The following is a 23186-nucleotide window of genomic DNA, read 5'->3' as shown; positions in this document are numbered from 1 at the left end:
CGGCGCCGCGTCAGCCGCCCCCGGCGGGGACGCCCGCCGGAGGGGACTGCAGGCCTGACGTGACGCAACGGGTCGTGCGCATCTGCCCCTCAGGGTTCCACCAGCAGCCACCCCTGCATCTCCAGGTGGAGGGCCGAGCAGAACTCGGTGCAGTAGTACGAGAACGCGCCGGGTTTGGTGGCGACGAACCGGACGGTGACGGTCTCGCCCGGATCGATGCTCATCTGCACGTTGTACTCCGGGATGGCGAACCCGTGGGTCGCGTCCCGGATCGTCTCGGTGTTGGTGATGTGCAGGATGACCGTGTCGCCCTTCTTCACCCGCACGATGTCGGGGCGGAAGTTGCTGCGGGCTGCGGTCATCCACACCTCGACCGTGGAGCCCCGGCGCTCGATGCGCTCCTTGCCCCGCGCGGTGGCGTAGGGGCTGCGCTGCATGGTGCGGATGTCGGTGCCCACCGGGTAGACCGCCCAGGGCTTGAGCTTGTCGGCCTTGATGATCTGGGCGTAGTGGGGCTCGGCGTTCGGGATGGGCATGTCGTAGACGACCCGCATCTTCTGCCCGGTGAGGTCCACCAGCTGGAAGTTCTGCGGGTGCAGCGGGCCCAGCACCGGGTAACGGTCGATCGACCACTTGTTGAGCGCCACCAGGTACTTCCCGTCGGGGCTCACGGTGTCGCCCTCGGCCGTGGCCAGGTGGCCGATGTTGTAGTGGACCGAGACCTTGTCCACCAGCTTGAAGGCCCGGTCGCCGGTGAAGTAGGGCTCGCCCAGGGTCCACTTGGCCACCGCGCTGTCGATGAACAGGCTGGTGTAGGCGTAGCCCTTGTCGTCGAACTGGGTGTGGAGCGGACCGTTGCCCACGGCCACGCGCCCGGCCACCACGGCGTCGAACTTCAGGATCGGCACGCCGAACGGATCGGTGCCCTCGAAGTTCTTCTGGGCGATGGCCTGCTTGATCTTCTCGATGTCGTAGACGGTGACGTGGGGGTCGAGCTTGCCCGAGACCACGATGTACCGCCCGTTGGGCGCCACGTCCACGCCGTGGGGACTCCGGGGCTCGGGGGCGAAGTAGAGGATCCCCTCGGCCACCGCGGTCTTGAGCGGGATGACCCTGATGCCGTTGCGCATCTCGGCCTTGCCGGCCCGGACGACCTCCTCGGCCTTCTTCCAGTTGATGATGTGGAGGAAGTCGAAGTCGTTCTTGGACGCCCCGGCCTCGATGGCGGGCTTGCCCTCCATGTTGCCGCCGGTGGCCATCTCGGTGTTGTACGAGTTGATGAACCCCCACCCGTCGCTGGCCAGCTTGCCGGCGTCGGCCAGGTCCTGGTTGTAGGGGGGCAGCTCGATCTGGAACGAGCGCGACAGGTCGATGCGGCCCGTCTGCTTGTCCACGGCCAGCCACGCCGAGACGCCCCGGTACCGCTCCCGGTACTGCTCCAGCGGCGCGTAGCCGCCGCCCCACACCGTGGGGATCTTGCTGGAGACGTGCACGTAGTCGGTGTTGGGCGTGGCGAAGACGCCGCCGTGGGAGGTCTGCATGTTGGGGATCTGGACGATCTGCTTGACCTTGAGGTCGCGCAGGTCGATCATGGCGATCCGGCCGTTGGCGCGGTCGTTGATGTAGAGCCAGCGGCCGTCGTACTCGCCGTTGGTCTCCGAGAGGGCCGGGTGGTGCGTGTCGCCCCAGGTCAAGCGCGGGGTCAGGCGGCCGGTGGCCTCCCCGTTGGCCGTCCCCTCGTCCAGCACCCGCTCGCTCCAGTCGGCGCCGTAGCCGAAGCCCTGCCACGGCTCGGTGGCGAACGTCCCGATGACCTTCAGCAGCCGCATGGAGGGCAGGCCGATGACCAGCACCTGCCCGGAGTGGCCGCCGGACGAGAACATGATGTACTCGTCGGCCTTGCCCGGCGGCACGAAGCTGCGAACCGCGCTGGCCACCTCGGCGGGCTGGAGCCCGCGGGCGGCGGCGATCTCGCTGGCGTCGGCGAAGGCCGCGTACCGCGCCGCGGAGCGCGCTCCGGCCAGGTACGCGCCCACGATCAGCACCGCGGCCACCACCACGGCGATGGCTGTGGTCGTGCGTTTCATCGTCTCCTCACCTCCCGGGAGATTCGGCCGTGCGCACGGCCGTGTGGGGTGTACGTCTGTCCCCGTGACGATCGACGACCGCCCCGGCGCTCCGTGCCTCCTCGAGCCGCCGCGCGTCGGCAGCGAGGTCGGCCAGGGTCGTGCGCGCCAGCAGGGCGTCCATCTCGGTCTGCAGGCGAGCCAGCGCCAGCCGCACGGGACAGGGCTGCACGCACGGGCAGTCGTCCCACACCAGGCACCGCGCGACGGCCGTGGGCCCTTCCACGCTCTCCACGACGTCGCGCAGCGTGATCTCGCCCGGCGCGCGGGCCAGCCGCACGCCGCCGCCCGCGCCCCGCGCGGTGCGCACCACACCGCCTCGCACCAGGGCCTGCACCACCTTGGCCGCGGCCGCCGGCGGGATGCCGCGGCGGCGGGCGATCTCGGCAGTCCGCCCCGGGCCGTGGACCGCGAGGTCCAGGGCGGCGCGGAGGGCAAACTGGCTGGCGCGGCTCAGCTGCATCGAATCGGATGAATCCGCACTGTTCGTCGCCTTCGACGCTACGTGCCCCGCGCGGACGTCACAATCGGGCGGGCGCCCGATTCTCGCCGGGACGTTCCGTCGCAGATTGTGCGGCCGAGATCGGGCGGGCGCCCGATGGGCGTGGCGGGGGTGGCCCGCTACGGTGGGCGCGGGAGGTGACGCCGTGCTCTCCGAACACCGTCGCGCGCTGCGCGCCGTGCGCGCCGCGTCCCTGCGTGCCCTCGACCTGCACCGTGAGATCCTGGACCGCGAGCGCGAGCGCCTGCGCCGCGAGCGGCAGCAACTGCGTCAGGTGGCCGCCCACGCCGCCCGGGCACACCGCCGCGCCCTGGAGGAGGCCCAGACGACGGCCTGGGAGTTCCGGGACGCCTGGGAGCAGGCGAAGCGCGAAGGGCAGAAGCTCCTGCGCCTGTACGACCGGTACTTCGGGAAGAAGGGCCGGGCCGCGTAGAGGACGACCGCGTTACCCTGCGCGGGCTGCGCGCGCGTGGACGCGGCGACCGGCAGCCTGTCCGCCGTGCGCACGATGCCTGTGGTCGGCGCGCGCCTGGACGCGGCGCGTGAGGTTGAGCCGCGTTATCCTGCGTCGCCCTGCGCGGCCGGTGGCGGCGGCTCGTACACGCACAGCGGGTCCGAGGCCAGGTAGTCGCCCGTGTGGGCGAACGCCCGGGCGCGCGAGCCACCGCAGAGGTACCGGAACGGACAGTAGCCGCACTTGCCGCGGAACCCGTCGGGATCCCGCAACCGTACGAAGAGCGGCGCGTGCCGGTAGAGGTGCACGATGGAGTCGTGGCGCACCGAGCCGGCGCGCACCGGCAGGAAGCCCGACGGCGCCACGTCGCCGCGCCAGGACACGAACGCGATCCCGTTCCCATCGCGGATGCCGAACGACCGGCCCACCGGTGTGGTGGCGATCGTCCGGTCGCCGGCGCCGGCCCGGCGCAGGCGCTGCACCGCCACCCGGCGGTAGAACGGCGCCTCGGTGGCGGCGATGGCGAACGGTGCCTCCTGGGCTCGGGTAACCACCCAGTGGCAGAGCGTCTCGGCCTGGGCGGGCGTGATGCCCCGCAGCAGCCGTCCCCGCCCCACCTCGATCAGCAGGAACAGGCTCCAGCGGTGGACGCGCAGGCTGCGGACCAGGTCGAACAGCGCCGGTAGATCCGCCAGGGTCTCGGTGCTGACCAGCGTGTTCACCTGCAGGGGCAGGCCCAGGGTTGTCGCCGCGCGGGCCAGGGCCAGTGTGTGGTCGAACGTGCCCGAGAGGCCCCGCACCGCGTCGTGCCGCCCGGCGGTCGCGCCATCCAGGCTGAGGCTCAAGCCCATGATCCCTGCCTCGCGCAGCCGGCGCAGGCGCTGTGGCGTGAGCAGGGGCGTGGCACTGGGCGCCAGCGAGACCGGCAGGCCCAGTTCGCGGGCATGCGCGATCAGGTCGTCCAGGTCGGGCCGCTTCAGCGGGTCACCGCCGGTGATCACCAGGTGGGGCAAGGGCTCGCCGAAGTCGCGGATCTGAGCCAGGAAGGTCCGCGCCGCCGCCGTGTCCAGTTCCTGGGGGTGTCGGTCGGGCATCGCGTCGGCCCGACAGTGGCGGCAGGCCAGGTCGCAGGCCTGCGTGACCTCCCAGTAGAGCATCACCGGTGCCCGCGCGAAGACGAAGGCGCCGGTACGGTGGTCTGCCGCAGCGAGATCCCGGGTCGTCATCCGTGTCCCTTATGTCGGGGAACGCGCGCTGCAGCGACCGCGCACGCCCGGTGCTGCCCGCGGTGTGCCGTCCGCGTCGTCATCCGTGTACCTTCTGTCTAGGGAAGACTGCCCCCAGGTGCAATCGGGCGGCCGCCCGATCCCAACCGACCTGCGCCCGTGGGCCTGACGTTGCGTCACCGGATCGGGTCCAGGCGGACGTCCCACCAGAAGAGGGTCACGTTCTTCTGCCCGTTGCGCTCGCCATGGCCCCCGTCCCACACGGCGAAGTTGACGAGCGTGGGGCCGCCGGGCTGGAACTGGGCGTCCATCCCGTCGGGCGTCGTCAGCGCACGGGCCAGGACGACCGTCCACCGGCCGGCCCGCCAGCGGCCGAACCCGACCACGTCCTGCCGTGGCTGGTGCGCCAGGGTGCCGTAGCCCCAGGCCACCAGGTCCTCGGCGGCTGAGGTCCGCCGCAGCTGCGAGATCGGGTTCCCGGCGGCCACGCCGGCGTTGAAGCCCGCACGTGCCCGCGCGGTCGTCGCCAGGTGCACGTCGTAGTAGTAGTCCACGAACATGTGGGGGAAGGCGATGCGCACGTCGCGGCCGCGCGTGAGATCGTCCTGCCAGGCCGCCTTCCACTGCCAGATGTTCACGGGGCGCGTCGCCTCGCCCATGATGGGGCTGGGCAGGCGGCCGGGTTCGTAGCGCACCGGGAACTGCAGGGCGACCGCGTCGGTGAAGGCGGTCGTGCGCGGGGGCATCCGGTCGGGCGTGGCATCGGCCCAGTACAGCATCCAGTAGACCATCCGGCCGTCGTGCAGGGCCCGCACGCGCAGTTCCTGCACGGCGCCGCCGCCAAAGGGTTTGACCACGGTCTGGGCCACCAGCGGGATCGCCCGCTCCTCGGCCTGCGCGAAGACCATGGCGGCGGCCGCCGGGTCGACCGGGACCCGGGCCGTGGTGAAGCGCACCGTGATCGGCGGCCGCTGCGTCTGTCCGATCGCGGACAGGAGCGCCGCCGCCAGGACCACCGTCCCGACCACGCCGACACCCACGAGCCTGGTTGCGGCGGCTGCCAGCCTGGTGCCGACGATCCGGCGTCTGCTTCCGGCTGCCACGGGCCGGCCCCTAAAGCCTCCGACCGGCGTGTCCGCGATGCCCCTGACGCCGCGTCCCACGACCACGAGCCTGCAGGGCTTCATCCTGCGCCTCCCAGTTCTGCTATCACGAGGTAGCGTTCCACGCACCGCTCGCAGGCGCCGGCTGCCGGCGTCCAGGCAGGAAACTCCTCCGCGATCTGCGCGGCGATCTGCGGCGGTACCTCCGCCCAGGCGTAGGTGGGGAACCTGCACAGCGGGCAGGGCGCGCCCGGCAGCGGCGTCGCGGTCGTGGCCACCGGGACGCCGCACCACGCCGCCAGCGCCCCGGGGTCGCACGCGAAGCGCACCAGCGTCCCGTACGGGGGCCGCGGGCCGTCCCACAGCCGGGCGACGACCGCACGCGCGCCGTCCGGTGCGACCATCGGGAACAGGTCCCGGAGTGCCTGCTCGTACTCTTCCTGCGTGCGCAGCGGCTGGCGCCCGCTGCGGGCCGTGCGCCCGTCGACCGCGCAGGACCACAACACCCCGAACCGGATGCCTGCCGCGCCCCGGACCGCAGGGCTGTCGTCTGCCAGCTGACCGTAGGCGAAGGCGGGGTCCAGGATGTCGGCGACGTGCCCCAGCTCGTGGTCCAGCAGCCGCTCCAGCTCCGGGGTGCCGAACCGCGTGGCCATGATGCGCAGGCCAACGGTGCTGCGGTCGGCAGAGAGGTCGGCCTGCTCCTCGTCCGGCGTTCGCGCCCGGGCGACCAGTACGATCGCGCAGGGCAGGCGGGCGCGGGCCACCGCATCGAGGATGGGGCGTCCGCACCCCAGCGCCTCGAAGAACTCGGCGTGCAGCCGCTGGAACGCCGCCGCGCGGGGCTGGGGGTCCGGGTGGAGGATGTAGAGGCGGTCGGCGGCGCTGCGGTACCGTACGAACCAGTCGTCCTCGCCGGCCTGCTGGCGGCGCGCGAGCTCGCGCTGCACCACCGCTTCCACCAGGTCCGCCTGGTAGCGGATCGCCGGCGTCTGCGTGGTCACGGTGGCACCTCCAGCGGACAGCGCGCGATCCCGCACGCGGTACGGTCGTCGTCGGGGGCCGGCGCATCGTCCGGTGGCACGAGCGCAGGGTCCGGCGCCAGCGTGGCGCCCATCCGCGTCGCGTCGGCGGTCACCCACGTCGCCAGCGCGGCCAGCACCCGGGCGTAGGGGCCCGGCGCCTGGGCCTGCACGACCCGGGCCAGCACCGGCACCCACTGACCCAGGTGGTCCTGCAGGAACTGGCGCTGGGCGCCCACCAGCAGCGCCACCTGCTCGGGCCCGTGGTGGACCCGCGCGTAGGCTTCCCGGTACGCGAGCACGTGCATGAACTCCAGCTCCACGCTGAGGTGGTCGGGGCGCTCGTGCGCGCGGTCGGCCACCTCGAGCCCGAACGCCCGGTAGAAGCCGGCGACGTCTGCGGTGCACTGCGCCTGGGCGAAGACGCCGCCGGGCACGTAGCGCGCTTCGTCCAGCGCTGCCCGGGTGCCGAGCTGATGCCCGAAGGCTGCCTGGTATGCGTCGGCCAGCACCGCGCGCGGGGTGGCGACCAGCGCGTCGACCGCCGCGGCGACCGCTGCCGCGCCGTCTGCCGGCGCATCCGGCGGTGCCGGCAGGTCCGGGGCCTGGAGGTCCTGCGCCCACCGGTCTGGCGGACGCAGTGCCTGCGAGAAGAACCGGTAGACGGCGCTGCGCCACAGCGGTCCGGCCACGGCGTCTGCGGCGATCTGAGGGGATCGTGCGCCCATGGCGTCAGATTCCCATGGCGTCAGATGGTGTTCAGGTGCTGCCGGGGCCGGACGAAGACCGGCTCTTCGACCGTCACGCGCACGACCTCCCGGCCGGCGCGATCGAGGCCCACGATGGTGTCGTTGTACATCGCCCACGGTTTCCCGGCGATGGTCGTCTCGAACACCTTGCGGCCGGGCGTGATGCGGTAGCGGAAGATCATGCGCTGTGTGGTGCGGAACAGCTGCAGCACCGCCAGCAGCTCCCGGGACGGCGCCGTGTAGGCGGCGATGGCCTCGTCGACGCCCGGGCCGAACATCTGCCGCAGGTAGGGGCGCGGCACCCAGCGCGGGGGGATGTAGTAGACGTTGGGCTGCGTCCCGAACTGCGGGTACAGGGGCAGCGCTACCCTGGCCACGTGCACGAGGAAGTACAGCGGGTGGTAGCGGTCTTCGACCCAGGTGCCGTCGGCGTCCACGCGCACCAGCCCCTGGAGCCGGATCTTGCCCACGCACGCTGCCATGCACCGGGCCTCGATGGGCACGCCGGGGTGGAGGGGGTCCCGGCCTTCGATGCGCGGGTAGCACGCGATGCACTTCTCGGCCACCCGGGTGAACGCGTTGAACATCGGTTTCTTGTACGGGCACGCTTCGACGCACTTGCGATACCCGCGGCACCGTTGCTGGTCGATGAGGACGATGCCGTCCTCGGGGCGCTTGTAGATGGCGTTGCGGGGACAGGCCGCCAGACACGCCGGATAGGTGCAGTGGTTGCAGATCCGCTGCAGGTAGAAGAACCAGGTGCGGTGCTGGGGTAGCGTCTCGCCGGTGGGGTGGTAGCGGCCCGGCCCCGTGGGGTAGGCGGTGGAGGTGTCCTCGTACAGGTTGGGCGCCCGCCACTCGTCGTCGGTCGGCAGGTAGCCCACGTAGTCCTGGCCCCGCGGTGCCGCCTCGAAGATCGTCTTCCCGCCGTAGACCCCGTAGGGTGCCCGCCGGCCGTCCCGCCCGGCCAGCGTCCAGGTCTGCCCGCCCGGGTTGGCCTGCTCCAGCAACTCCAGGGTCTTGACGTCCCAGAAGTGCGGGTAGCCGCCGTAGGGCTTGGTCTCCACGTTGTTCCACCACATGTACTCCTGGCCGCGGGCGTGGGTCCAGGTGCTCTTGCACGCCATGGTGCACGTCTGGCACGCGATGCACCGGTTGATGTTGAAGACCGCCGCGAACTGCCAGCGGCTGTGCCGCTCCGGGAAGCGGTAGGTCATTTTGCGGCCCAGCTGCCAGTTGTAGACCTCAGGCATCGTCGCGACCTCCCGCCGCATCGGGTGTGCCGGGCCGGTGGGGGCGCACCGGGCCCACCGTGGTGCGCCAGACGCCCCAGGTGGCCGCGGCCTCGGCGATCAACGCCTGCACGCCGTCCTCCCCGCGCTCCCGGTAGATGGCGTGGAGCGCCTGGTAGAACGGGTTGCGGCACAGCGCCAGCAGGCGGTCGGGCGTCCACCCCTCCCGCAGGTACTCCTCCACCAGGCACCTGGCCATGGCTTCCGCCGCCGCGGCGTCGGCGTCGACCGCCACGCCAACCAGCGCCAGCGGGTCGTCGGGCTCGAAGGGTTTGTCGGGCACCGTCGCTCAGCCCCTCGAGATGGTGACGAGCCGGCCGGCCAGGTAGCGCCGCATGAACGGGCGCTCGCGCCCCGGCGTGTGGCCCGTGCGCGCCGGCTCCCACAGGCCCCGGCCGCCCAGGCCACCGTCTTCGGCCTTGGTGATCTTCACCAGGGTCTCCTTGGGCACCGTGTTGACCGCGTGGTTGTCGGCCTCACCCCCGAAGACGAACGCCACCGCTCCCTTGGCCTTGTGGAACAGGGTGTCGGTCTGGTGCATGGGCATCAGCCAGTCGCGGGTCACCGACTGCTGGCTGCCGTAGCGGAGGTTGGCCTGGTAGCCCGTGTCGGCCGACTGCGCCAGGCCGTCACGGCGGGTCTCGTGGGCGCGCACCGACTTCTCGGTGGCGATGAACGGCGCGTGCTTCATCATCACGACGTCGTAGGGGTAGGCGGGATTGTACTTGACGCGCACCATGCACCGTGCCACGCGGTAGAAGGGGTCGGCGGGGGTCCACCCGAGGTAGGGCCGGTCCGCGGCGAAGGCGTCGACGTAGACGTAGTCGCCGTCGTTGATGCCCAGGTCGCGAGCCGCCTGCGGGTGCATGTGCAGCTGGTGCTCGCCCACGCCCGGCGTGCGCCGGTCGAGCCGGTACGGGTCGCCGAAGTTGGAGTCCCAGATCAGGTTCCAGTCGGTGCTGCTCCACGACGAGTGGACGCGGTGCCGGGTCTTGGGGGTCAGGCAGTAGAACCGGTAGCCGCGCTGGCGCAGGGGGTTGGTGGTCTCTTTGACCCTGGTCCAGGGCAGCTTCACGTTGCGCACCGTCCGCAGGTCCCAGTGGAGGGCGTCGAGCGGGATGCCGTAGTCCTCGGGCCGCACCAGCGGGTTGCTGGACACGATGACGTTGGGCAGGTAGGGCGTCGCCTCGGGCCCCTCGCGGTGGACCACGAAGTTCTCACCGTACTCGATGGCCTCGGGGATGTCGCAATAGGCGTTGAGCCGGCCGGTGTCGGTGTAGAACGGCTCGCTGTCGTGCACCTGTTCGTAGAACGGCACCCGGGGGTAGGTGCGGAAGAGCATGAGGGCCGCGCCGGGCTCGCCGTACCTGCCGGCCACGATGTCCGCGAAGCGGTAGCCCACGGTGGAGGTGCTGCTGTCCAGAATGCGCTGGATGTAGACCTCGGGGCGGCCGTCGAGGATGAAGCGGAAGTAGTCCCGGAACCGGCGGTCGCCGGTCTTGACCGCCAGCTTGGCCGCCACCTCGGCGATGATCAGGGCGTCGTCCTTGGTGTCGAACAGGGGCCGGATGCCGCCCTTCCAGATCTGGAGGAAGGGGTTGCTGCACGACGCCGTGAGCTCCCACGACTGGAACTCCACCCAGGTGTTGGCCGGGAGGATCACGTCGGCGTACTCGGCCGAGGCCGTCATCTCCACGTCCTGGTTGATGATGAGCTCGACCCGGGGGTTGACGTTCTTGATGACGCCGTAGGCCCACTTGGCGTTGTTGATGAGGTTGACGTTGTTGTACCAGATGACCTTGGTGGGTGTGGGCATGTGGGTCTGGCCGGTGAAGACCTTCCGGCCGGCCTTGGGGGTGGTGACGACCAGGGGCACGTCACCGTGGTCCCAGTAGGCCGGTTCCTCGTCCTTGAGGTACTTGCGGACCTTGATGGTCTTGCCGTGGGCGTTGGGGTCCAGCGTCGGCTGGAACGGGTCTTCGAACAGCCAGCCCGTGATGCCCGGGCCGGTCCACGGCGACCCCTGGAAGATGCCGGCCTTGTAGTTCCCGGCCCAGGTATGGCAGCCGGCGCCCGGGACGCCGATGTTGCCCGTGAGCATCAACGGCAGGTAGAAGGCCCGGTTGGCCAGCGTGGCGTGGAACCAGTGGTTGATGCCCTCGCCGATGTGGATGGCCACCGGCTTGCGGGTGGCGATGTCGCGGGCCAGGCGCTGAATCATCCGCGTGGGCACGTGGGTGATCTCGGCGACGGTGTCCAGGTCGTAGTCCCGCAGGTGGTCGCGGTAGGCTTCCCACAGCGTAAGGCACTCGACCTCGCTGCCGTCCGTCAGCCGCACCCTGCCGCGCCAGCGCAACGCTGGCGCGATACCCTTGGCGGTCATGCGCTGCCCGACGTCGTCGCGGGTGATGGCGCGCAGCCGCCCGGTGGTCTTGTCGAACACCACGAAGTCGCCCAGCCGCGCGTACTGGTCGGGCTGCAGGTTCTGCCGTCGGACGCTGGGTCCGTCGGGTGCCAGCCCGGACCGGTAGTCGGGGAAGACCTCGTGGGCCCGCAGGCGCGTCAGGGTGTCGGTCCGGACGATCAACGGGAAGTCGGTGAACTGCCGCACGAAGGCGTCGTCGTACCAGCCGCGGTCCATCAGGAGTTTCGTGATGCCCAGGAACAGCGCGGCGTCGGTCTGGGGGCGGATCGGCATCCAGTAGTCGGCCTTGGTGGCGGGCGGGCTGTACTCGGGGGTGATGACGACGATCGTGGCCCCCCGCTCCATCAGCTCGATGAAGAAGTGGCTCTCGGGCATCTTGTTCTCGACCAGGTTCTTGCCGACCTGGATGTGCAGCCGGGCGTGCCGCAGCTCGTTGAAGTCCACGTCGGAGGTCTGCAGGCCGTGCACGAAGGGCATCCCGGGCGCCTGGTCGCCGTGCCAGGTGTAGTTGCTCCACTTGCGCGCGCCCAGGGCCTCGTCGGGGCCGACGCCGCGCACGTGGGCGTCCAGCAGTGCCATCATGTTGGCGGCCCGCCACAGGCCGTACTTGCCGATCACGCCCAGCAGCCCCATGCCGCCGCGGAACTTGAAGGTGCGCACGCCGGCGCCGTGCATCGCCTCGACCATCTCGGGCGGATAGCCCTGGGCCAGCAGGCGCCTGGCGCCCTCCTCGCCGCTGTACCGGCGCGCGATGGCGATGAACGCCGACGCCACGTACGCGTACGCGTCGTCCCAGGAGACGCGGACGAACGTGTCCTGTCCCCGGCTGTCGAAGCGGTAGCGACGGCGCAGCTCGTCGGTGAGCTCGGGGTACCCGTCGTCGGCCCACTGCTTCCAGCCCCGCCGGATCATCGGGTAGCGGAGCCGGTACGGGCCGTAGACCCGCCGGTGAAACGTGTAGCCCTTCAGGCACCCCCGGGGGTTCCACGCCGGCGTGGCGCGGTTGCCGTACAGATCGCGGTAGCGGTCGACGTCGTAGTTCTGCTCGATGCGGACAATGACGCCGTTGCGCACGAAGGCCCGCAGCCGGCAGTGGTGGGTGTCGTTGGGCGAGCAGACGAACGTGAAGCTGCTGTCATAGCGGTACTGGTCGCGGTAGACGCGTTCCCAGGCGCGGTCGGGGTAGGCCTCCAGCGGGTTGGTGACGGTGGACAGCGTCTGCAGGAGCTGGAGCGGCAGGGCCTGCGCCAGGACCGCGCCCCCGGCCAGCGTGCCGGCCTGCTGGAGGAACTCCCGGCGACGCAGGCGCGCGGGCGGAGGTACGACGTCGTTATCGGCGGCCTGGTCGCGTTCAGCGCAGCGATCGTCGCGATCGGGCACCGGTGCCGCTCCCTCCGTGGTGGCCGCCCTGGCCGACAGGGTCGCATCGTCGGTTCCCATGAGGTCCCCCTGGGAGTGCGGCCGCCGGCGCGCGCCGCCCGAATGTGGAGGAAACGGTCCAATTCCGCCGGTCCCTTTGCTGTTGTCCTACGGCGTGCGCCCGAGGTGCGCAATCGGGCGCCCACCCGATTTTCCCCTCACCAAGCGCGCGAGGGGATCGGCGACGAGCGCACCGAGCCCCGAGGGGCGGGATCGTCCTGGTCGAGACGGGGTTCGTCCTGGGCGTCGACCCTTCCACCGTATGGGCGCCTGACGTGGCCGTGGTGCTGCGCCACCGGGTGCCTTCGCCGATCCCCTGTGCGTTCTTCCCGGGCGCTCCCGACCTGGCTGTCGAGGTGCTCTCCCCCGACGACCGCCCCGGCGAGGTGGCGGCGAGGATCGCAGACTTTCTCCGGGCGGGTGCCACCGCGGTCTGGATCGTGGACCCAGAACGGCGTACCTTCACCGCCCACACCCGGGGCGGGGCGACGCGCTACGCCGTCGGCGAGGTCGTGCGCGGCGAACCGCCACTCGCCGCCCTGGTCTTGTCGCTGGTCGCCCTGTTCGCCTGCCTCGAATAGCCGTGCTGGAATCGCTTCAGCAGCCCTGGCGGGAGTGCTAGGCCCGCCCAGTGTTGTGCGCCCTGTCGGCTCAGTTCTAGCGCGCGCCCACCGGTGACCACTGGCGGGAGTGCCAGGCCCGCCCGGTGCCGTGCGCCGGCGTGGAGGAGCCGATCACGGGGATCGCGCGGCCGATCGTTACCGCCTGGGGCGTCACCCGACACGCGTAGGCGTACAGCTCGATCCCGGCCCGCGCGGCCTGCGCCACAGCCTGCGCGAACTGCGGGTCCACCTCCGCGAACGGCCGCAGCGCGCGCGCGTCGTCGCGCTGCACGAACCACACCACTGCGGCCCGCCGGCCCGCCCGAGCGGCGCGGGCCAGCAGCCGCAGGTGCACGGCGCCCCGCGCCGTGGGCGCGTCGGGGAAGAGCGCGACGCCGTGGTCCACCCGGTTGCACGACTTGGTTTCCACCAGGCAGCGGCCAGCGGGGCCCTCCAGCACAAAGTCGATGCGGGAGCCCCCGAGTGCTACCTCGCGCCGCCACCGCAGATACCCGCGAAAGGGCACCAGCGCCCCCTGCCGCAACGCTTCCTCGAAGAGACGGTTCGGCAGGCGGGCGTCCATGCCCACCCACCGGCCGCGGTGGCGGACGAGCAGGAGCGTGCCCGCGGTCCGCCGTCCGCGCCTGGGGGTGAGCACGGCCAGGCCGCGCGCGCCGGGCACGAGCAGTTCCTCCATGCGGCCGGGGTTGGGAAGGTGCAGCCGCAGGCGCCGCCGACCCTGTCGGACGTCGACCGCGAACCGGTTGCGGCGAACGATCACCGTCACGGGGACGAGGGGCGCAGGGAGGGGGACCGAGACTTCTGGTGGGTTCCGTCTCCCCACAGCGCCAACGGGCCTGCGTCAGAACCGCGCGAACTCGCGGATCCCGGCGTCCGATACCGCGTAGACGATCAGCGGCCCGGCCTGGACCCCGTCCATGCCCGGCGACCCGGGCGGCATGCCCGGCAACGCAATGCCCCGGATCGCCGGCTGCTCGCGCAGCAACCGCGCGATGGCGGCCACGGGCACGTGACCTTCAACGAAGTACCGTCCTGCCACCGCGGTGTGACAGCTCGCGAGCTCATGGGGGACCCGGTGGCGGTGCTTGACCTCGTCCAGCGCGTCGGTCGTGATCGCCTGCGTCGGGACCCCCGACGCTGCCAGGTACGCTGCGTACCTGGCGCAGCACGCTCAGGTGGGCGGCTGGTAGAGGACCAGCGTCGCCGAGGGCGCGGCGCCCGAGGGATGGGCAGCCGGCGCGGGCGCCGGGACCGTCGGCGGGCGCGTCACCAGCAGCACCAGCGCCGCGACCGCAGCCACCAGCCCCGCAGCACCCGCCACCCACGCTCCCCACCGCGGGCCCCGGCGTCGGCCCACCCGGCGCTGACCCCGAACGCGTCCCCGGCCGGCTGCTCCAGCGTGCCCGTCCCGGGCGGTCATGCGCTCTTCACCAGCTTCACCTGCGTATCGTAGAAGACCGCACTGGCGCCCACCGGATCGCTCAGGCACGTGTTCTTCAACACCGGGTCCAGGCGCATCGCGGCGTTGGCGTGGATCCCGCGGCCGCGGCGCGCATCACCCCGGACCGTCTTCCCGTCGATGACCACGTCGGTGGCGCCGTAGGCCCAGTGGCCGTGGCCCAGCGAGAACGCCACCACGCCGGGGCGCAGGCCCTCGGTGATCCTGACGCGTCCGACCATGGGCTTGGTCTGCCCGTTGCCGAGGTCCCAAATGCCCTCGGGGTTACTGGCCGAGGTCACCCGCACGCTGTCCCCGTCGCGCAGCCCCAGGCGCTCGGCGTCTTGGCGAGACACCAGCACGCTGTTCTCGGGCAACAGTGCCAGCAGCCAGTAGTTGCTGGCCGTGCGCGACTTGGTGTGGGTCACCTCCCGGTAGGTGATCAGGCGCAGGTCGTATCCTGCCGCCGCGTCGTCGATGGGCTTGCCGGTCACGTCCACCGGGCCGGGCAGGTACGTCGCCAGGCCGGGGAAGGGCTTGCCCGTCATCGAGTCCTTGGTCTTGGCGGTCTTCTCCTGGTAGAGGTTGAACAGCTTGCCGTAGGGGTTGCCGAGCTGCGCTCCTTTGTACGCCTTCGCGTGGTCCTGGAACCGGCCGCCGCGGTTGAGGACGTAGACGACCTTGCGCCACCACGCGTCGCCGACTGCGGCCTTCCACTTCTCGGGGTCGAACACGGTCCCGGGCAGGTGCCGGCGCGCCTCGAGGAAGAGCCGGACCTCGGCGTCGTCGGCGTCGGGCACGGCGTCGCCGGGCTTCTCGCCCGCGGCGAGGTTGGCCACCTGCTTCAGGTAGAAGTCCTCCGGGCGCCGGAAGTCCATCCCCGGGCCGAACCCATCCTTGCCGAAGCCGGGCAGGCCGAGCTTCTCGGCGCAGGCCAGGAAGAACGCCTCGTGGCAGGCCGGCATCTCCTCGCCGAAGACGCGGACGGTCTCGGGAATGGGTGGGATGACGGGCTGCCGGACCGGCTGCACCTTGACGGTCATGTTGGGGTGCGAGCCGTGGAACTCCCACCGCTCCAGGTACGAGAGGTCGGGGATGATGTAGTCGGCGTACATGGAGGTCTCGCCGATGGTGATGTCGCACGCGATGAACAGCGGCAGCTTCTCGGGGTCCTTGAGGATCTCGATGTTCGTGTGGCCCCCGGGGAGGGCGTAGACCGGCGAGCCCATGTACAGGTAGGCGATCTTGATGGGATACGGATACCCGTCGCCCAGCGAGGGCACGATCTCCTGGTAGATGTCCGACGCCAGCGGGTACCAGGGCCGCCGGGCGGGGTAGCCGGCGAAGAGCGTCGACTCCTCGTACGTGGTCTCGTGGCGGATCAGCGAGATGCCGAACGCCGTGGTCTTCTTCGGGTGCAGGTCGGCCAGCGGGAAGGGCTGGCCCTCCTTGCTGCCGCTGATGTCGTAGACCTTGGCGTAGGCCGAGCCGCCCTTCCAGTCGATGTTCCCGATCAGCGCGTTCAGGCTCATCCAGGCCACCACGTTGTAGAACCCGTTGGTGTGCTGGCTGACGCCGCGGTGGATGTCGGCCACGGCCTTCTTGCCGTGGCTGGTGAACTCCCGGGCGAGGTCGACGATGTCCGCGGGGCGGACCCCGCAGATCTCGGCCCACTGCTCGATGGTGCGCGCCGCAGCCTCCTCCCACAGGAGCTGCAGGGCGCTCTTGACCTGGTGCCCGCCGACGGTGCCCGCGACGAAGAGGTCGCCCTCGACCGGCGTCTGCTCGTCGTAGGGGTCGACCAGCACGGGCTGGCCGCCGCTGAGCACCACGAAGGGATCGAACGCGTACTCCACGGTCTTGTCCTTCACCGTGGCGGTGCGCGTGGCGGGCTTGATCCCCAGGTCGGAGCCGCGCAGGAACGCGCCGGGCTTGCCGTGGTCGAGCTTCACCAGCCAGGTGGCGTTGGTCCACGACGGCTCGCCGTCGGCCGCGGCCGCCGCCTTGTTGGCGTTGCGCAGGAAGCGCTCGTCGAAGCGGCGGTGCTCCATGATCCACCGCATCATGCCCAGCGCGAACGCCGCCTCGGTGCCGGGCCGTGCCGGCACCCACCGCCAGGCCTTGGCGGCGGTCTTGGAGAGCCGCGGGTCGATCACGGCGAACTTCAGCCGACCGCTGACCAGGCCCTCGGTGATCCGCGGGACGCGGTTGGACGGCCCGTAGTTGCCCTCGAAGGGCGAGGCTCCCACGAAGATCATGAACTCGGCGCCTTCCGCGTCGCCCTGCCAGTAGGCCTTGGCCCCGCCCGTCCACTTCATCTTGCCGCTCTTGGGGTCGAGCTGGTACTGCTCGCTGATGGCCTTGCAGGCGAAGTAGAGCGACCCCTGGCAGACGGTGGTGTGGCCGTGGAAGTTGACCGAGCCGAAGCTGTCGACCACGAACCGCCGCACGAACTCGGCGCGCCCTGCCTTCTGCCGTCCGAAGACGTACAGGAACTGGTTGTTCTTGGGCCCCAGGTCGGGATGGTCGGGGTCGATCAGCGTGTGGAGGTGCTCGCGGAAATCACGCTTGAACTGCTCGACCAGCGCCCGCTTCTTCGCCGGATCCTTCTCGGCGCGGATCGCGCCGACGGCGGCGTCCATGGCCTTGGCGACCTTGGGGTCCCGCAGCGCCCACACCTCGCGCAGGCCGGGGACGTGGCGATCTTCGCCGATGTCCGCGAACAGCCGCCCGCCCTCCACGATCTCGGTCACCGCCTGCTCGAAGGGGATGGTGCGCCAGCGGTTGGAGCCTCGGGGGCCGGCGCGCTTGAGCACCCGGCGGATGCGGAACGGGTCGTAGACTGTCAGCAGGCCCGCCTGGCCCTTGGGGCAAATGGCGCCCTCCACGCCCACGGCCTGGGCGGGCGCGGTGGCGTAGGGCAGGTGGGGTACCAGCGTGAACGGGTTGTAGGGGTTCCCGTCGATCTTGGCGGCCACCCCGTCGACGATGCCCACCTTGATGCCGCAGCCGGTGTTGCAGCCCAGACACGCCGAGTAGAGGACGTTCTCCGGCCGGGCGAGGGGATAGCGGACATCAGGCGGCTGGGCGCCGGCCTGCTGGAGCCTGCCGACCAGGCCCGGCATCCGGCCCAGCAGCGTCCCGCTGCCGGCCAGCGCGGTGGCCTTGAGGACCTGCCGCCGGGTGACCCGCAGGCGGCCAGGCGAGCCGACGGACAGCGAGCGCTCGCTCATCGCACGACCTCCTTTGCGTCGATCAGCGGGAGGATCCTGGCTCCCAGCCAGAACAGCGCGGCCCCGACGGTCAGCACGAAGAGCGTCACCAGCCATTCGTGCACCGTCGGCGCGTACTGGAACACCAGGCGCGGCCCGACGAACGCCCGCTCCAGGCCGCGCAGCGCCGGTTCCAGCTGTGCGGGGATCACCACGTTCAGACGCACGCTCATGAAGGTGGCCGCGACCAGCAGGCCGGCCGTCCCCACCGCGATGGGGTCACGGCCGCGGGCGACCAGTAGAATCGTGGGGATCGCGGTGCCCAGTCCCAGGTGCACGATCCAGAAGACCCACCAGTACGGCCCCCACAGCACCTGGCGCAGCAAGTGGCCTTCGGGGCTCGTGCCGTACCAGAGCGGGATCGAGAACTCGGCCCACTCCAGGAGGACGTCGACCAGGACCAGCACCAGGAGCAGGCGGCCGAGCAGCGCCGTGAGCTGCCGCCAGGCGTCGTCGCGCGGGGCCCACGCGAACGCGACGACGGCCGTGAGCAACCCTCCGCCCGAGACCAGGGCGCCGGTCAGGAACAGGATGGGCACGATGGACTGGTGCCAGTAGAGCTTGGCGCTGACGGTGGCGAAGAGGGCACCGACGCCCCCGTGGAAGGCCACGGCGAGCGGTACACCGATGGTGCCCAGGATCCTGACGGCGCGGCCCTCGGCGGCCACCGTGGCCGGGTCCAGGGCGGTGCGCCCGAGCGTGAGCCAGCGGGCGACCACGCGCTGGATGGGGGTGCGGGCCGCATCGCGGCTCCACCGGACCAGGTCGGGGCGGAACGCCAGGTACGCTTCGGCCAGCAGCAGGACGAAGTAGGCGGTGTATAGCCAGATCATCCAGGCCATCATGGAGCTGAAGTTGGGCGAGGTGAACACCCGGTAGAACCGCGCCATGTGCCCCAGGTCGAACCAGATGGACAGCAGGGCCACCAGGAGCGTCACGATGGCGGTGAAGAGCGCCAGCTTGCCGATGCGTTCCAGGCGCTGGAGGCCGAAGACGTACACGAGCGACGACAGGAGGAATGCCCCCGCCGAGAGCCCCACCAGGTAGATGTAGGCCGAGACCCAGAGCCCCCACACCACGTAGGAGCCGTACCCCGCCAGGCGGTGGCCCAGGGTCAGCCGTTCCCACACGCCCCAGGCGCCCAGGGCGAAGGCGACAGCCCACAGCACGTACAGCGCGCGCTTCATGGGATCTCCCTCACAGCAGGTAGTAGACGCGCGGCTGAGTGCCCAGCTCTTCCTTCAGCCGCATGACGTTGGGCTTGGCCACGAGTTCGCTGACCAGGCTGTCCGGGTCGCTGGCATCGCCGAAGAACGTGGCCCGGCCGATGCAGGTGCTGACGCAGGCCGGCAGCAGTCCGGCCTCCAGCCGGTGGGTGCAGAAGTGGCACTTGCGGGCGTTGCCCACGGGCGAGGCGTCGTGCTCGCGCGTGCGGCGCTGGCCGTACTCGAACGCCGGCAGCCGCTCCACCGGGCTCGTCTCGGGGGTCCCGTCGGTGTACCGCTCGCCGGCGTCGAAGGTCCGCGCGTTGTACGGACAGGCCACGAGACAGTACCGGCACCCGATGCACCGGTCGTAGTCGATGGCCACGATGCCGTCAGGGCGCTTGTACGTGGCCGCCACCGGGCAGACGGGCACGCAGGGCGGGTTGTCGCACTGCATGCACGGCCGCGGGAGGAACCGTCGCGTCACGTGGGGGTAGGTACCGAGCTCTTCCTCGACGACGGGGCGGTAGACCACGCCCGGTGGCAGCTTGTTCTCCGCGACGCAGGCGATGGTGCACGCGCTGCACCCGACGCACTTGCGCAGGTCGATGACCATCACCCACTGGCGCTGGGTGGCGGGCTTGCGCAGGGCCCGCTCCAGGTCGGCCCGCATGCGGACCAGCACGTCCTGCGGCGCGGGGTCGGGCCCCCCAGCCGGCGGCGGGCCCGGCGTCGTGGCCTGCACAGCCGGCGCGGCAGGCGGTGGGGCGGCCGCTGCGGGCGCAGCCGCGAGGCTCTCCAGCACGTCCAGCGCCAGCAGTGTGGCCGCGCCGGCACCCAGGGTCTGCAGGAACTGGCGTCGTGGGGCCGTCGCGCGTGCGTGCGGTGTGGGGTCGTCGGCAGTGGTGGAGCGCATGCCCGCGGTCTTTGGGCGCGTGCCGGTCGGGTGAGCCCGTGTGGGCACCATGGTCCTCCTCCCGGGGCGGTTCTGCTGTCGAGCCTAGAGAAGGACCCCTGTGCCAGCAATCGGGCATCTACCCGATCCTGCGGGTGGCGGCACCGGGCGGGAGCCCCGGCATATCGGGCGCAGACCCGATGGCCACCGGCCGGCAGGCAGGACACAGGCCCGTGACCAGCCGGGCGGAGGACGACGCCGCGCCGAGCAGCGCGGCTACTCTGGCTCCCATGGCCTCCGGAGCGAACAGCGCGCCGCAGGCCGCGCACCACTGGTGCGCGCTGCGGGCCAGGACCACGGAGCCGCCGCTGAGCTGCTGGAGGTCGGTGATGCGCGCAACGGCCAGGACACCTCGTCCCGGGCATGTTCCCACGCACAGCTCGCACGCGGTGCAGCGCGCGGGCGTGAAGTTCAGGGTCACGGCGTCCGCATCGCGGCGGACGGCTCGTGCGCGCAGCAGCGCGCGGCAGTGGCCACCCTCTTTGCTAGGTCGATGCCCCTTTCAAGGGTGTTTAGGTCAGCGCACACCAGGATCGCGCGGAGAGGGAACGGCACGCTGCGCGGCGGTCGGGAGGAGGTGCGCACACGTCACAGAACGCATCCGCCGTCGCCGACGGCAGCCACGGGGTCACGATGCTGGAGGTGGTGGGATGATGCTTCGACGCAGCTGGCGCTGGCGCCCGGGACGCCGGTTCGCGGCCACGCTGCTGTTGGCGGCTACCACCGGGCTCGCCGTGCTGTTCCTGTGGGGGCGGGGGCGGGTACCACCCCCGACGCCGCGTGCGGCGGGGCGGACGTTCTACGTCGTCCCCTACCACTACGGGTTCGCGTTCTACGATCAGGACCTCGTCGAAGTGGCGGCCATCAGGGTGCGGACCGGCGAGCAGGTCACCCTGCACATCGTCCCCGCGCTCGCGCTGCGGCGCGAGACGTTTCTGGCCTACGCGCGGCGCACCGTACAGCAGGGGATCGCCGGTCTTGCGCCAGGAGACCCCAGGATCCAGGCGCGGATCCTGGAGGACGTGGCGCTGGGGAACGTAGAGCACATCGTCGGGATCGCGGGCCATCCCGTCTACGTCACGACCAGGGTGGCCGAGGCGCTCAGAGGACGGCCCCCGCAGACGCCGGCGCCGGCCACGGTGCAGGACGCCGTGCGCCAGCGCGCCCCGGCGATCGTCAGTGTGACCTTCACCGCGGGGCGGTCGGGCCGGTTCGATGTCATCTGCCTCGACGCCGACCCGCTGGCGGGCACAGGGACGTGCGGGTGGGGACACAAGTGGATGATCGCCCCCGGGGCGTTCGTGGTGGAGCCATGAGGACACGCGACGGGGACACGCGACCTGCCCCCGGCCGATTGCCCGCGCGCTCGGTCCTCCGCGCTGCCCGGTGTCCAGGCGATGCCGGCAGACGATGCTAGTAGAACACGTTGAGCAGGAAGTAGACCAGGATTCCCAGGGCCAGGCTGACCGACCAGAGCGTGACGGCCACCCGCCCCACCCGGGGGTGCGCGGTCGTCGGCACCTCGTCGATGCGCCGGCCCAGACCCGTCAGGACGTTGAAGACGACCGGCGGCACGGTCAGGATCGAGAGCACGACGTGTACCGTTAGCGCGGGCAGGTAGACGTAGCGGCGGACCTCGGGCGGCCCTGGGAACGCCTTCACCCCGCCCAGCGCCACCCGCGTCACGTACAGCACGAGGAACACCGCGATCAGCGCCACGGCCCCGAGCATGAACCGACGGTGGGCGGCGATGCGCCCGGCGCGCACGGCCTTCCAGCCGGCCAGAAGAAAGACCAGGGCCGTGGCGTTGACCAGGGCAATCAGGGTCGGGAGGATCCCCAGCGCGTGGCGAACCTGGGGGGACACCTCGGCGGGAGGCCGCCGCGACAGCACGTAGCCGAGCACCGCGTAGGCTACCAGGGTGATCGCTGCGGTGCCGGCCAGGGACGCCCCAGGAGTGTCGGTGGGATTCCTGCGTGCCATCACAAAGGGGTTCGGCCTGCGGGCAGCGCGTTCCCTGCTGTGCCGGCACGAGAGTGGTACCCGTCCACCGATGGCGGGGAGTCCGGACGGGATCGTCGTGCCCGCCGTGCCGAATCGCAGGCGCGCCCAGGAACTCCCGCCGGTCCGGCGAACCACGCTGTAGGTGCCGGTGGACCGCCGTGCACACGCGCACCACGTTGCAGCTCGCCATGGCCGCCGTCAGCCTCGCCCTGGGGCTTGGCATGGGCACCCAGCTGCGCACCGCGCTGGCGATCCGCTCCACGTTTGGCGTGCCGCCGCCTGGGCTGGAGGAGCTGGCCTACCGCCTGCGGGTGCAGGATCGCGCCATTGCCGCCCTGAGCGCCGAGGTCGAGACGCTGCGGGCGCGGATCGCTGCCCTGCAGGACGCAGCCGCAGGGCAGCGCCACGGCGTCGGTGCGTTGTTGCGCGACCTCGAGCCCTTGCGCGCGCGGGCGGGCATGACCGCGCTGGAGGGGCCGGGCATCGTGGTGGACCTGGCGGACAACCCCCGTCCCCTGCGGCCGGGTGAGGACCCCAACGAGGTGATCCTCCACAATTACGACGTGGCCATGGTGCTGCACGACCTGTGGGGCGCGGGCGCCGAAGCCGTCGCGATCAACGGGGAACGGGTCGTGGCGACCACCGGGATCCAGAGCCTGTTCCACACCTTCCGCGTGAACGGCCGCCGGATGACCCCGCCGCTGCAGATCGCGGCGATCGGGGATGCAACGCAGCTGGCGGAGTACGTCTCCCGGCGGGGCGGCTACCTGGACTACCTGCGCGCCTTCGGCTTCCCGGTGCGCGTGACGCGCGCCGAGCGGGTGCGGATTCCGGCCTACCGAGGGCCTCAGACCCTCTCGTACGTCCGCCCGGTGGATCTGCGGTAGCCCGGCGGGACGAGGGGACGACAGCGGGCCCCGTCCAGGTGGGCGCCATGGATCGGCCCGGCAGAGCGGGCCGCGCTCGGGTTCACCGTCTGCGGTAGTATGCGTAGGAGAGGTCGTGACGACGTCGGGTCGCGCCGGAGGCACGGATGCGTGAAGAAGCACGGCGGTGGTTGGCACAGGCCGACGCCGACATGGCGCACGCGCGGGCCAGCGCGCAGGCAGGGTTCTACTTCGCGGCCGCGTTCGCATGCCACCAGGCGACCGCGAAGTGGCTGAAAGGCGCGATCATCGAACTCCGGCGGACCATGCCACCCCGAACGCCCAACCTGGTCGAACTGGGCCGTACGCTGGAGGTGCCGGAGGAGGTCATGAGCGACCTGCGGCTGCTCAATCCGGAGTAGGCCGCCTCGCGCTATCCCGACGCGGCCAACGGGGTGCCTACGGAGAACTACGATGAACGCAAGGCCTCCGGGTTGCTGCAGGC

The 23186-nt window shown here is 71.3% G+C and carries 22 protein-coding genes; 5 read left to right on the top strand and 17 right to left on the bottom strand.

The genetic code is table 11. The features are described from left to right. Positions 1 to 89 precede the first annotated feature (89 nt). The gene (nosZ, locus tag QN157_03650) at positions 90 to 2087 is read right to left on the bottom strand and encodes a Sec-dependent nitrous-oxide reductase (GenBank protein ID MDR7554681.1); all 1998 of its coding nucleotides are present in this window, start codon (positions 2085 to 2087) and stop codon (positions 90 to 92) included. Between the two features lie 7 nt (positions 2088 to 2094). Continuing rightward, positions 2095 to 2589 carry an Rrf2 family transcriptional regulator gene (locus QN157_03645; protein MDR7554680.1) on the bottom strand — a complete coding sequence of 165 codons (495 nt, stop codon included), beginning with the start codon at positions 2587 to 2589 and terminating at the stop codon, positions 2095 to 2097. 184 nt (positions 2590 to 2773) lie between these two features. On the opposite strand from QN157_03645, the gene QN157_03640 reads away from it, so the two are divergent. Continuing rightward, positions 2774 to 3061 (top strand): hypothetical protein, encoded by a 288-nt coding sequence (locus QN157_03640; protein MDR7554679.1) that lies wholly within the window; start codon positions 2774 to 2776, stop codon positions 3059 to 3061. A gap of 125 nt (positions 3062 to 3186) precedes the next feature. Here the strand turns inward: QN157_03640 and QN157_03635 are convergent, their stop codons facing one another. The 7 genes from QN157_03635 to QN157_03605 form a co-directional block, all read right to left on the bottom strand. Then, entirely contained in the window at positions 3187 to 4308 is a 1122-nt protein-coding gene (locus QN157_03635; GenBank protein MDR7554678.1) for a TIGR04053 family radical SAM/SPASM domain-containing protein, read from the bottom strand. Positions 4309 to 4484: 176 nt separating this feature from the next. Then, the gene (locus tag QN157_03630; protein MDR7554677.1) at positions 4485 to 5411 is read right to left on the bottom strand and encodes an ethylbenzene dehydrogenase-related protein; all 927 of its coding nucleotides are present in this window, start codon (positions 5409 to 5411) and stop codon (positions 4485 to 4487) included. An 80-nt stretch (positions 5412 to 5491) separates the two neighbouring features. Further along, the gene (locus tag QN157_03625; protein ID MDR7554676.1) at positions 5492 to 6415 is read right to left on the bottom strand and encodes a hypothetical protein; all 924 of its coding nucleotides are present in this window, start codon (positions 6413 to 6415) and stop codon (positions 5492 to 5494) included. After that, positions 6412 to 7161: a molecular chaperone TorD family protein gene (locus QN157_03620; protein MDR7554675.1), complete on the bottom strand. Its 750-nt coding sequence runs from the start codon at positions 7159 to 7161 to the stop codon at positions 6412 to 6414. The genes QN157_03625 and QN157_03620 overlap by 4 nt, the downstream gene beginning before the upstream one ends. 20 nt (positions 7162 to 7181) lie before the next feature. Next, positions 7182 to 8435 (bottom strand): 4Fe-4S dicluster domain-containing protein, encoded by a 1254-nt coding sequence (locus QN157_03615; GenBank protein MDR7554674.1) that lies wholly within the window; start codon positions 8433 to 8435, stop codon positions 7182 to 7184. Further along, entirely contained in the window at positions 8428 to 8757 is a 330-nt protein-coding gene (locus tag QN157_03610) for a hypothetical protein (GenBank protein MDR7554673.1), read from the bottom strand. Before QN157_03610 ends, QN157_03615 begins: the two co-directional genes overlap by 8 nt. Before the next feature lie 6 nt (positions 8758 to 8763). Then, positions 8764 to 12339: a molybdopterin-dependent oxidoreductase gene (locus QN157_03605; protein ID MDR7554672.1), complete on the bottom strand. Its 3576-nt coding sequence runs from the start codon at positions 12337 to 12339 to the stop codon at positions 8764 to 8766. A 44-nt stretch (positions 12340 to 12383) separates the two neighbouring features. Here QN157_03605 and QN157_03600 point away from each other — a divergent pair, with 44 nt between their 5' ends. Next, entirely contained in the window at positions 12384 to 12899 is a 516-nt protein-coding gene (locus QN157_03600; GenBank protein ID MDR7554671.1) for a Uma2 family endonuclease, read from the top strand. A gap of 76 nt (positions 12900 to 12975) precedes the next feature. On the opposite strand, the gene sfsA is transcribed toward QN157_03600, so the two are convergent. The 7 genes from sfsA to QN157_03565 form a co-directional block, all read right to left on the bottom strand. Continuing rightward, positions 12976 to 13707: a DNA/RNA nuclease SfsA gene (gene sfsA / locus QN157_03595; protein ID MDR7554670.1), complete on the bottom strand. Its 732-nt coding sequence runs from the start codon at positions 13705 to 13707 to the stop codon at positions 12976 to 12978. Between the two features lie 75 nt (positions 13708 to 13782). Then, positions 13783 to 14055, bottom strand: a complete 273-nt coding sequence (locus QN157_03590) for a DUF411 domain-containing protein (GenBank protein MDR7554669.1) — start codon at positions 14053 to 14055, stop codon at positions 13783 to 13785. A gap of 57 nt (positions 14056 to 14112) precedes the next feature. Further along, positions 14113 to 14262 (bottom strand): hypothetical protein, encoded by a 150-nt coding sequence (locus QN157_03585; GenBank protein MDR7554668.1) that lies wholly within the window; start codon positions 14260 to 14262, stop codon positions 14113 to 14115. A gap of 95 nt (positions 14263 to 14357) precedes the next feature. Next, positions 14358 to 17612, bottom strand: coding sequence for a molybdopterin-dependent oxidoreductase (locus QN157_03580; protein ID MDR7554667.1), 3255 nt, complete (start codon positions 17610 to 17612; stop codon positions 14358 to 14360). Further along, entirely contained in the window at positions 17609 to 18838 is a 1230-nt protein-coding gene (nrfD, locus tag QN157_03575; GenBank protein MDR7554666.1) for an NrfD/PsrC family molybdoenzyme membrane anchor subunit, read from the bottom strand. Before nrfD ends, QN157_03580 begins: the two co-directional genes overlap by 4 nt. A 10-nt stretch (positions 18839 to 18848) precedes the next feature. Next, entirely contained in the window at positions 18849 to 19772 is a 924-nt protein-coding gene (locus tag QN157_03570; GenBank protein MDR7554665.1) for a 4Fe-4S dicluster domain-containing protein, read from the bottom strand. A 118-nt stretch (positions 19773 to 19890) separates the two neighbouring features. Beyond that, positions 19891 to 20232, bottom strand: coding sequence for a hypothetical protein (locus tag QN157_03565; GenBank protein MDR7554664.1), 342 nt, complete (start codon positions 20230 to 20232; stop codon positions 19891 to 19893). Between the two features lie 229 nt (positions 20233 to 20461). On the opposite strand from QN157_03565, the gene QN157_03560 reads away from it, so the two are divergent. After that, positions 20462 to 21127: a hypothetical protein gene (locus QN157_03560; GenBank protein MDR7554663.1), complete on the top strand. Its 666-nt coding sequence runs from the start codon at positions 20462 to 20464 to the stop codon at positions 21125 to 21127. 97 nt (positions 21128 to 21224) lie between these two features. On the opposite strand, the gene QN157_03555 is transcribed toward QN157_03560, so the two are convergent. Continuing rightward, positions 21225 to 21794 carry a DUF420 domain-containing protein gene (locus tag QN157_03555; GenBank protein ID MDR7554662.1) on the bottom strand — a complete coding sequence of 190 codons (570 nt, stop codon included), beginning with the start codon at positions 21792 to 21794 and terminating at the stop codon, positions 21225 to 21227. 179 nt (positions 21795 to 21973) lie between these two features. Between QN157_03555 and QN157_03550 the strand changes: the two genes are divergently transcribed. After that, positions 21974 to 22702 carry a DUF881 domain-containing protein gene (locus tag QN157_03550; protein MDR7554661.1) on the top strand — a complete coding sequence of 243 codons (729 nt, stop codon included), beginning with the start codon at positions 21974 to 21976 and terminating at the stop codon, positions 22700 to 22702. Between the two features lie 146 nt (positions 22703 to 22848). After that, complete coding sequence (locus tag QN157_03545) at positions 22849 to 23103, top strand: HEPN domain-containing protein (GenBank protein MDR7554660.1); 255 nt, start codon at positions 22849 to 22851, stop codon at positions 23101 to 23103. Positions 23104 to 23186: the final 83 nt, after the last annotated feature.

It is taken from the genome of Armatimonadota bacterium (genome assembly GCA_031459855.1).
GTDB lineage: Bacteria > Sysuimicrobiota > Sysuimicrobiia > Sysuimicrobiales > Humicultoraceae > Fervidifonticultor > Fervidifonticultor primus.
Note: the sequence above shows the minus strand (reverse complement) of the source record. Positions and strands in the feature narration are given on the sequence as shown.

Coding starts and splice junctions, on each gene's coding strand:
- nosZ (MDR7554681.1), bottom strand. CDS start 2,087: ATGAAACGCACGACCACAGCCATCGCCGTGGTGGTGGCCGCGGTGCTG.
- QN157_03645 (MDR7554680.1), bottom strand. CDS start 2,589: ATGCAGCTGAGCCGCGCCAGCCAGTTTGCCCTCCGCGCCGCCCTGGAC.
- QN157_03635 (MDR7554678.1), bottom strand. CDS start 4,308: ATGACGACCCGGGATCTCGCTGCGGCAGACCACCGTACCGGCGCCTTC.
- QN157_03620 (MDR7554675.1), bottom strand. CDS start 7,161: ATGGGCGCACGATCCCCTCAGATCGCCGCAGACGCCGTGGCCGGACCG.
- QN157_03615 (MDR7554674.1), bottom strand. CDS start 8,435: ATGCCTGAGGTCTACAACTGGCAGCTGGGCCGCAAAATGACCTACCGC.
- QN157_03605 (MDR7554672.1), bottom strand. CDS start 12,339: ATGGGAACCGACGATGCGACCCTGTCGGCCAGGGCGGCCACCACGGAG.
- QN157_03580 (MDR7554667.1), bottom strand. CDS start 17,612: ATGAGCGAGCGCTCGCTGTCCGTCGGCTCGCCTGGCCGCCTGCGGGTC.
- nrfD (MDR7554666.1), bottom strand. CDS start 18,838: ATGAAGCGCGCGCTGTACGTGCTGTGGGCTGTCGCCTTCGCCCTGGGC.
- QN157_03570 (MDR7554665.1), bottom strand. CDS start 19,772: ATGCGCTCCACCACTGCCGACGACCCCACACCGCACGCACGCGCGACG.
- QN157_03560 (MDR7554663.1), top strand. CDS start 20,462: ATGATGCTTCGACGCAGCTGGCGCTGGCGCCCGGGACGCCGGTTCGCG.
- QN157_03555 (MDR7554662.1), bottom strand. CDS start 21,794: ATGGCACGCAGGAATCCCACCGACACTCCTGGGGCGTCCCTGGCCGGC.
- QN157_03545 (MDR7554660.1), top strand. CDS start 22,849: ATGCGTGAAGAAGCACGGCGGTGGTTGGCACAGGCCGACGCCGACATG.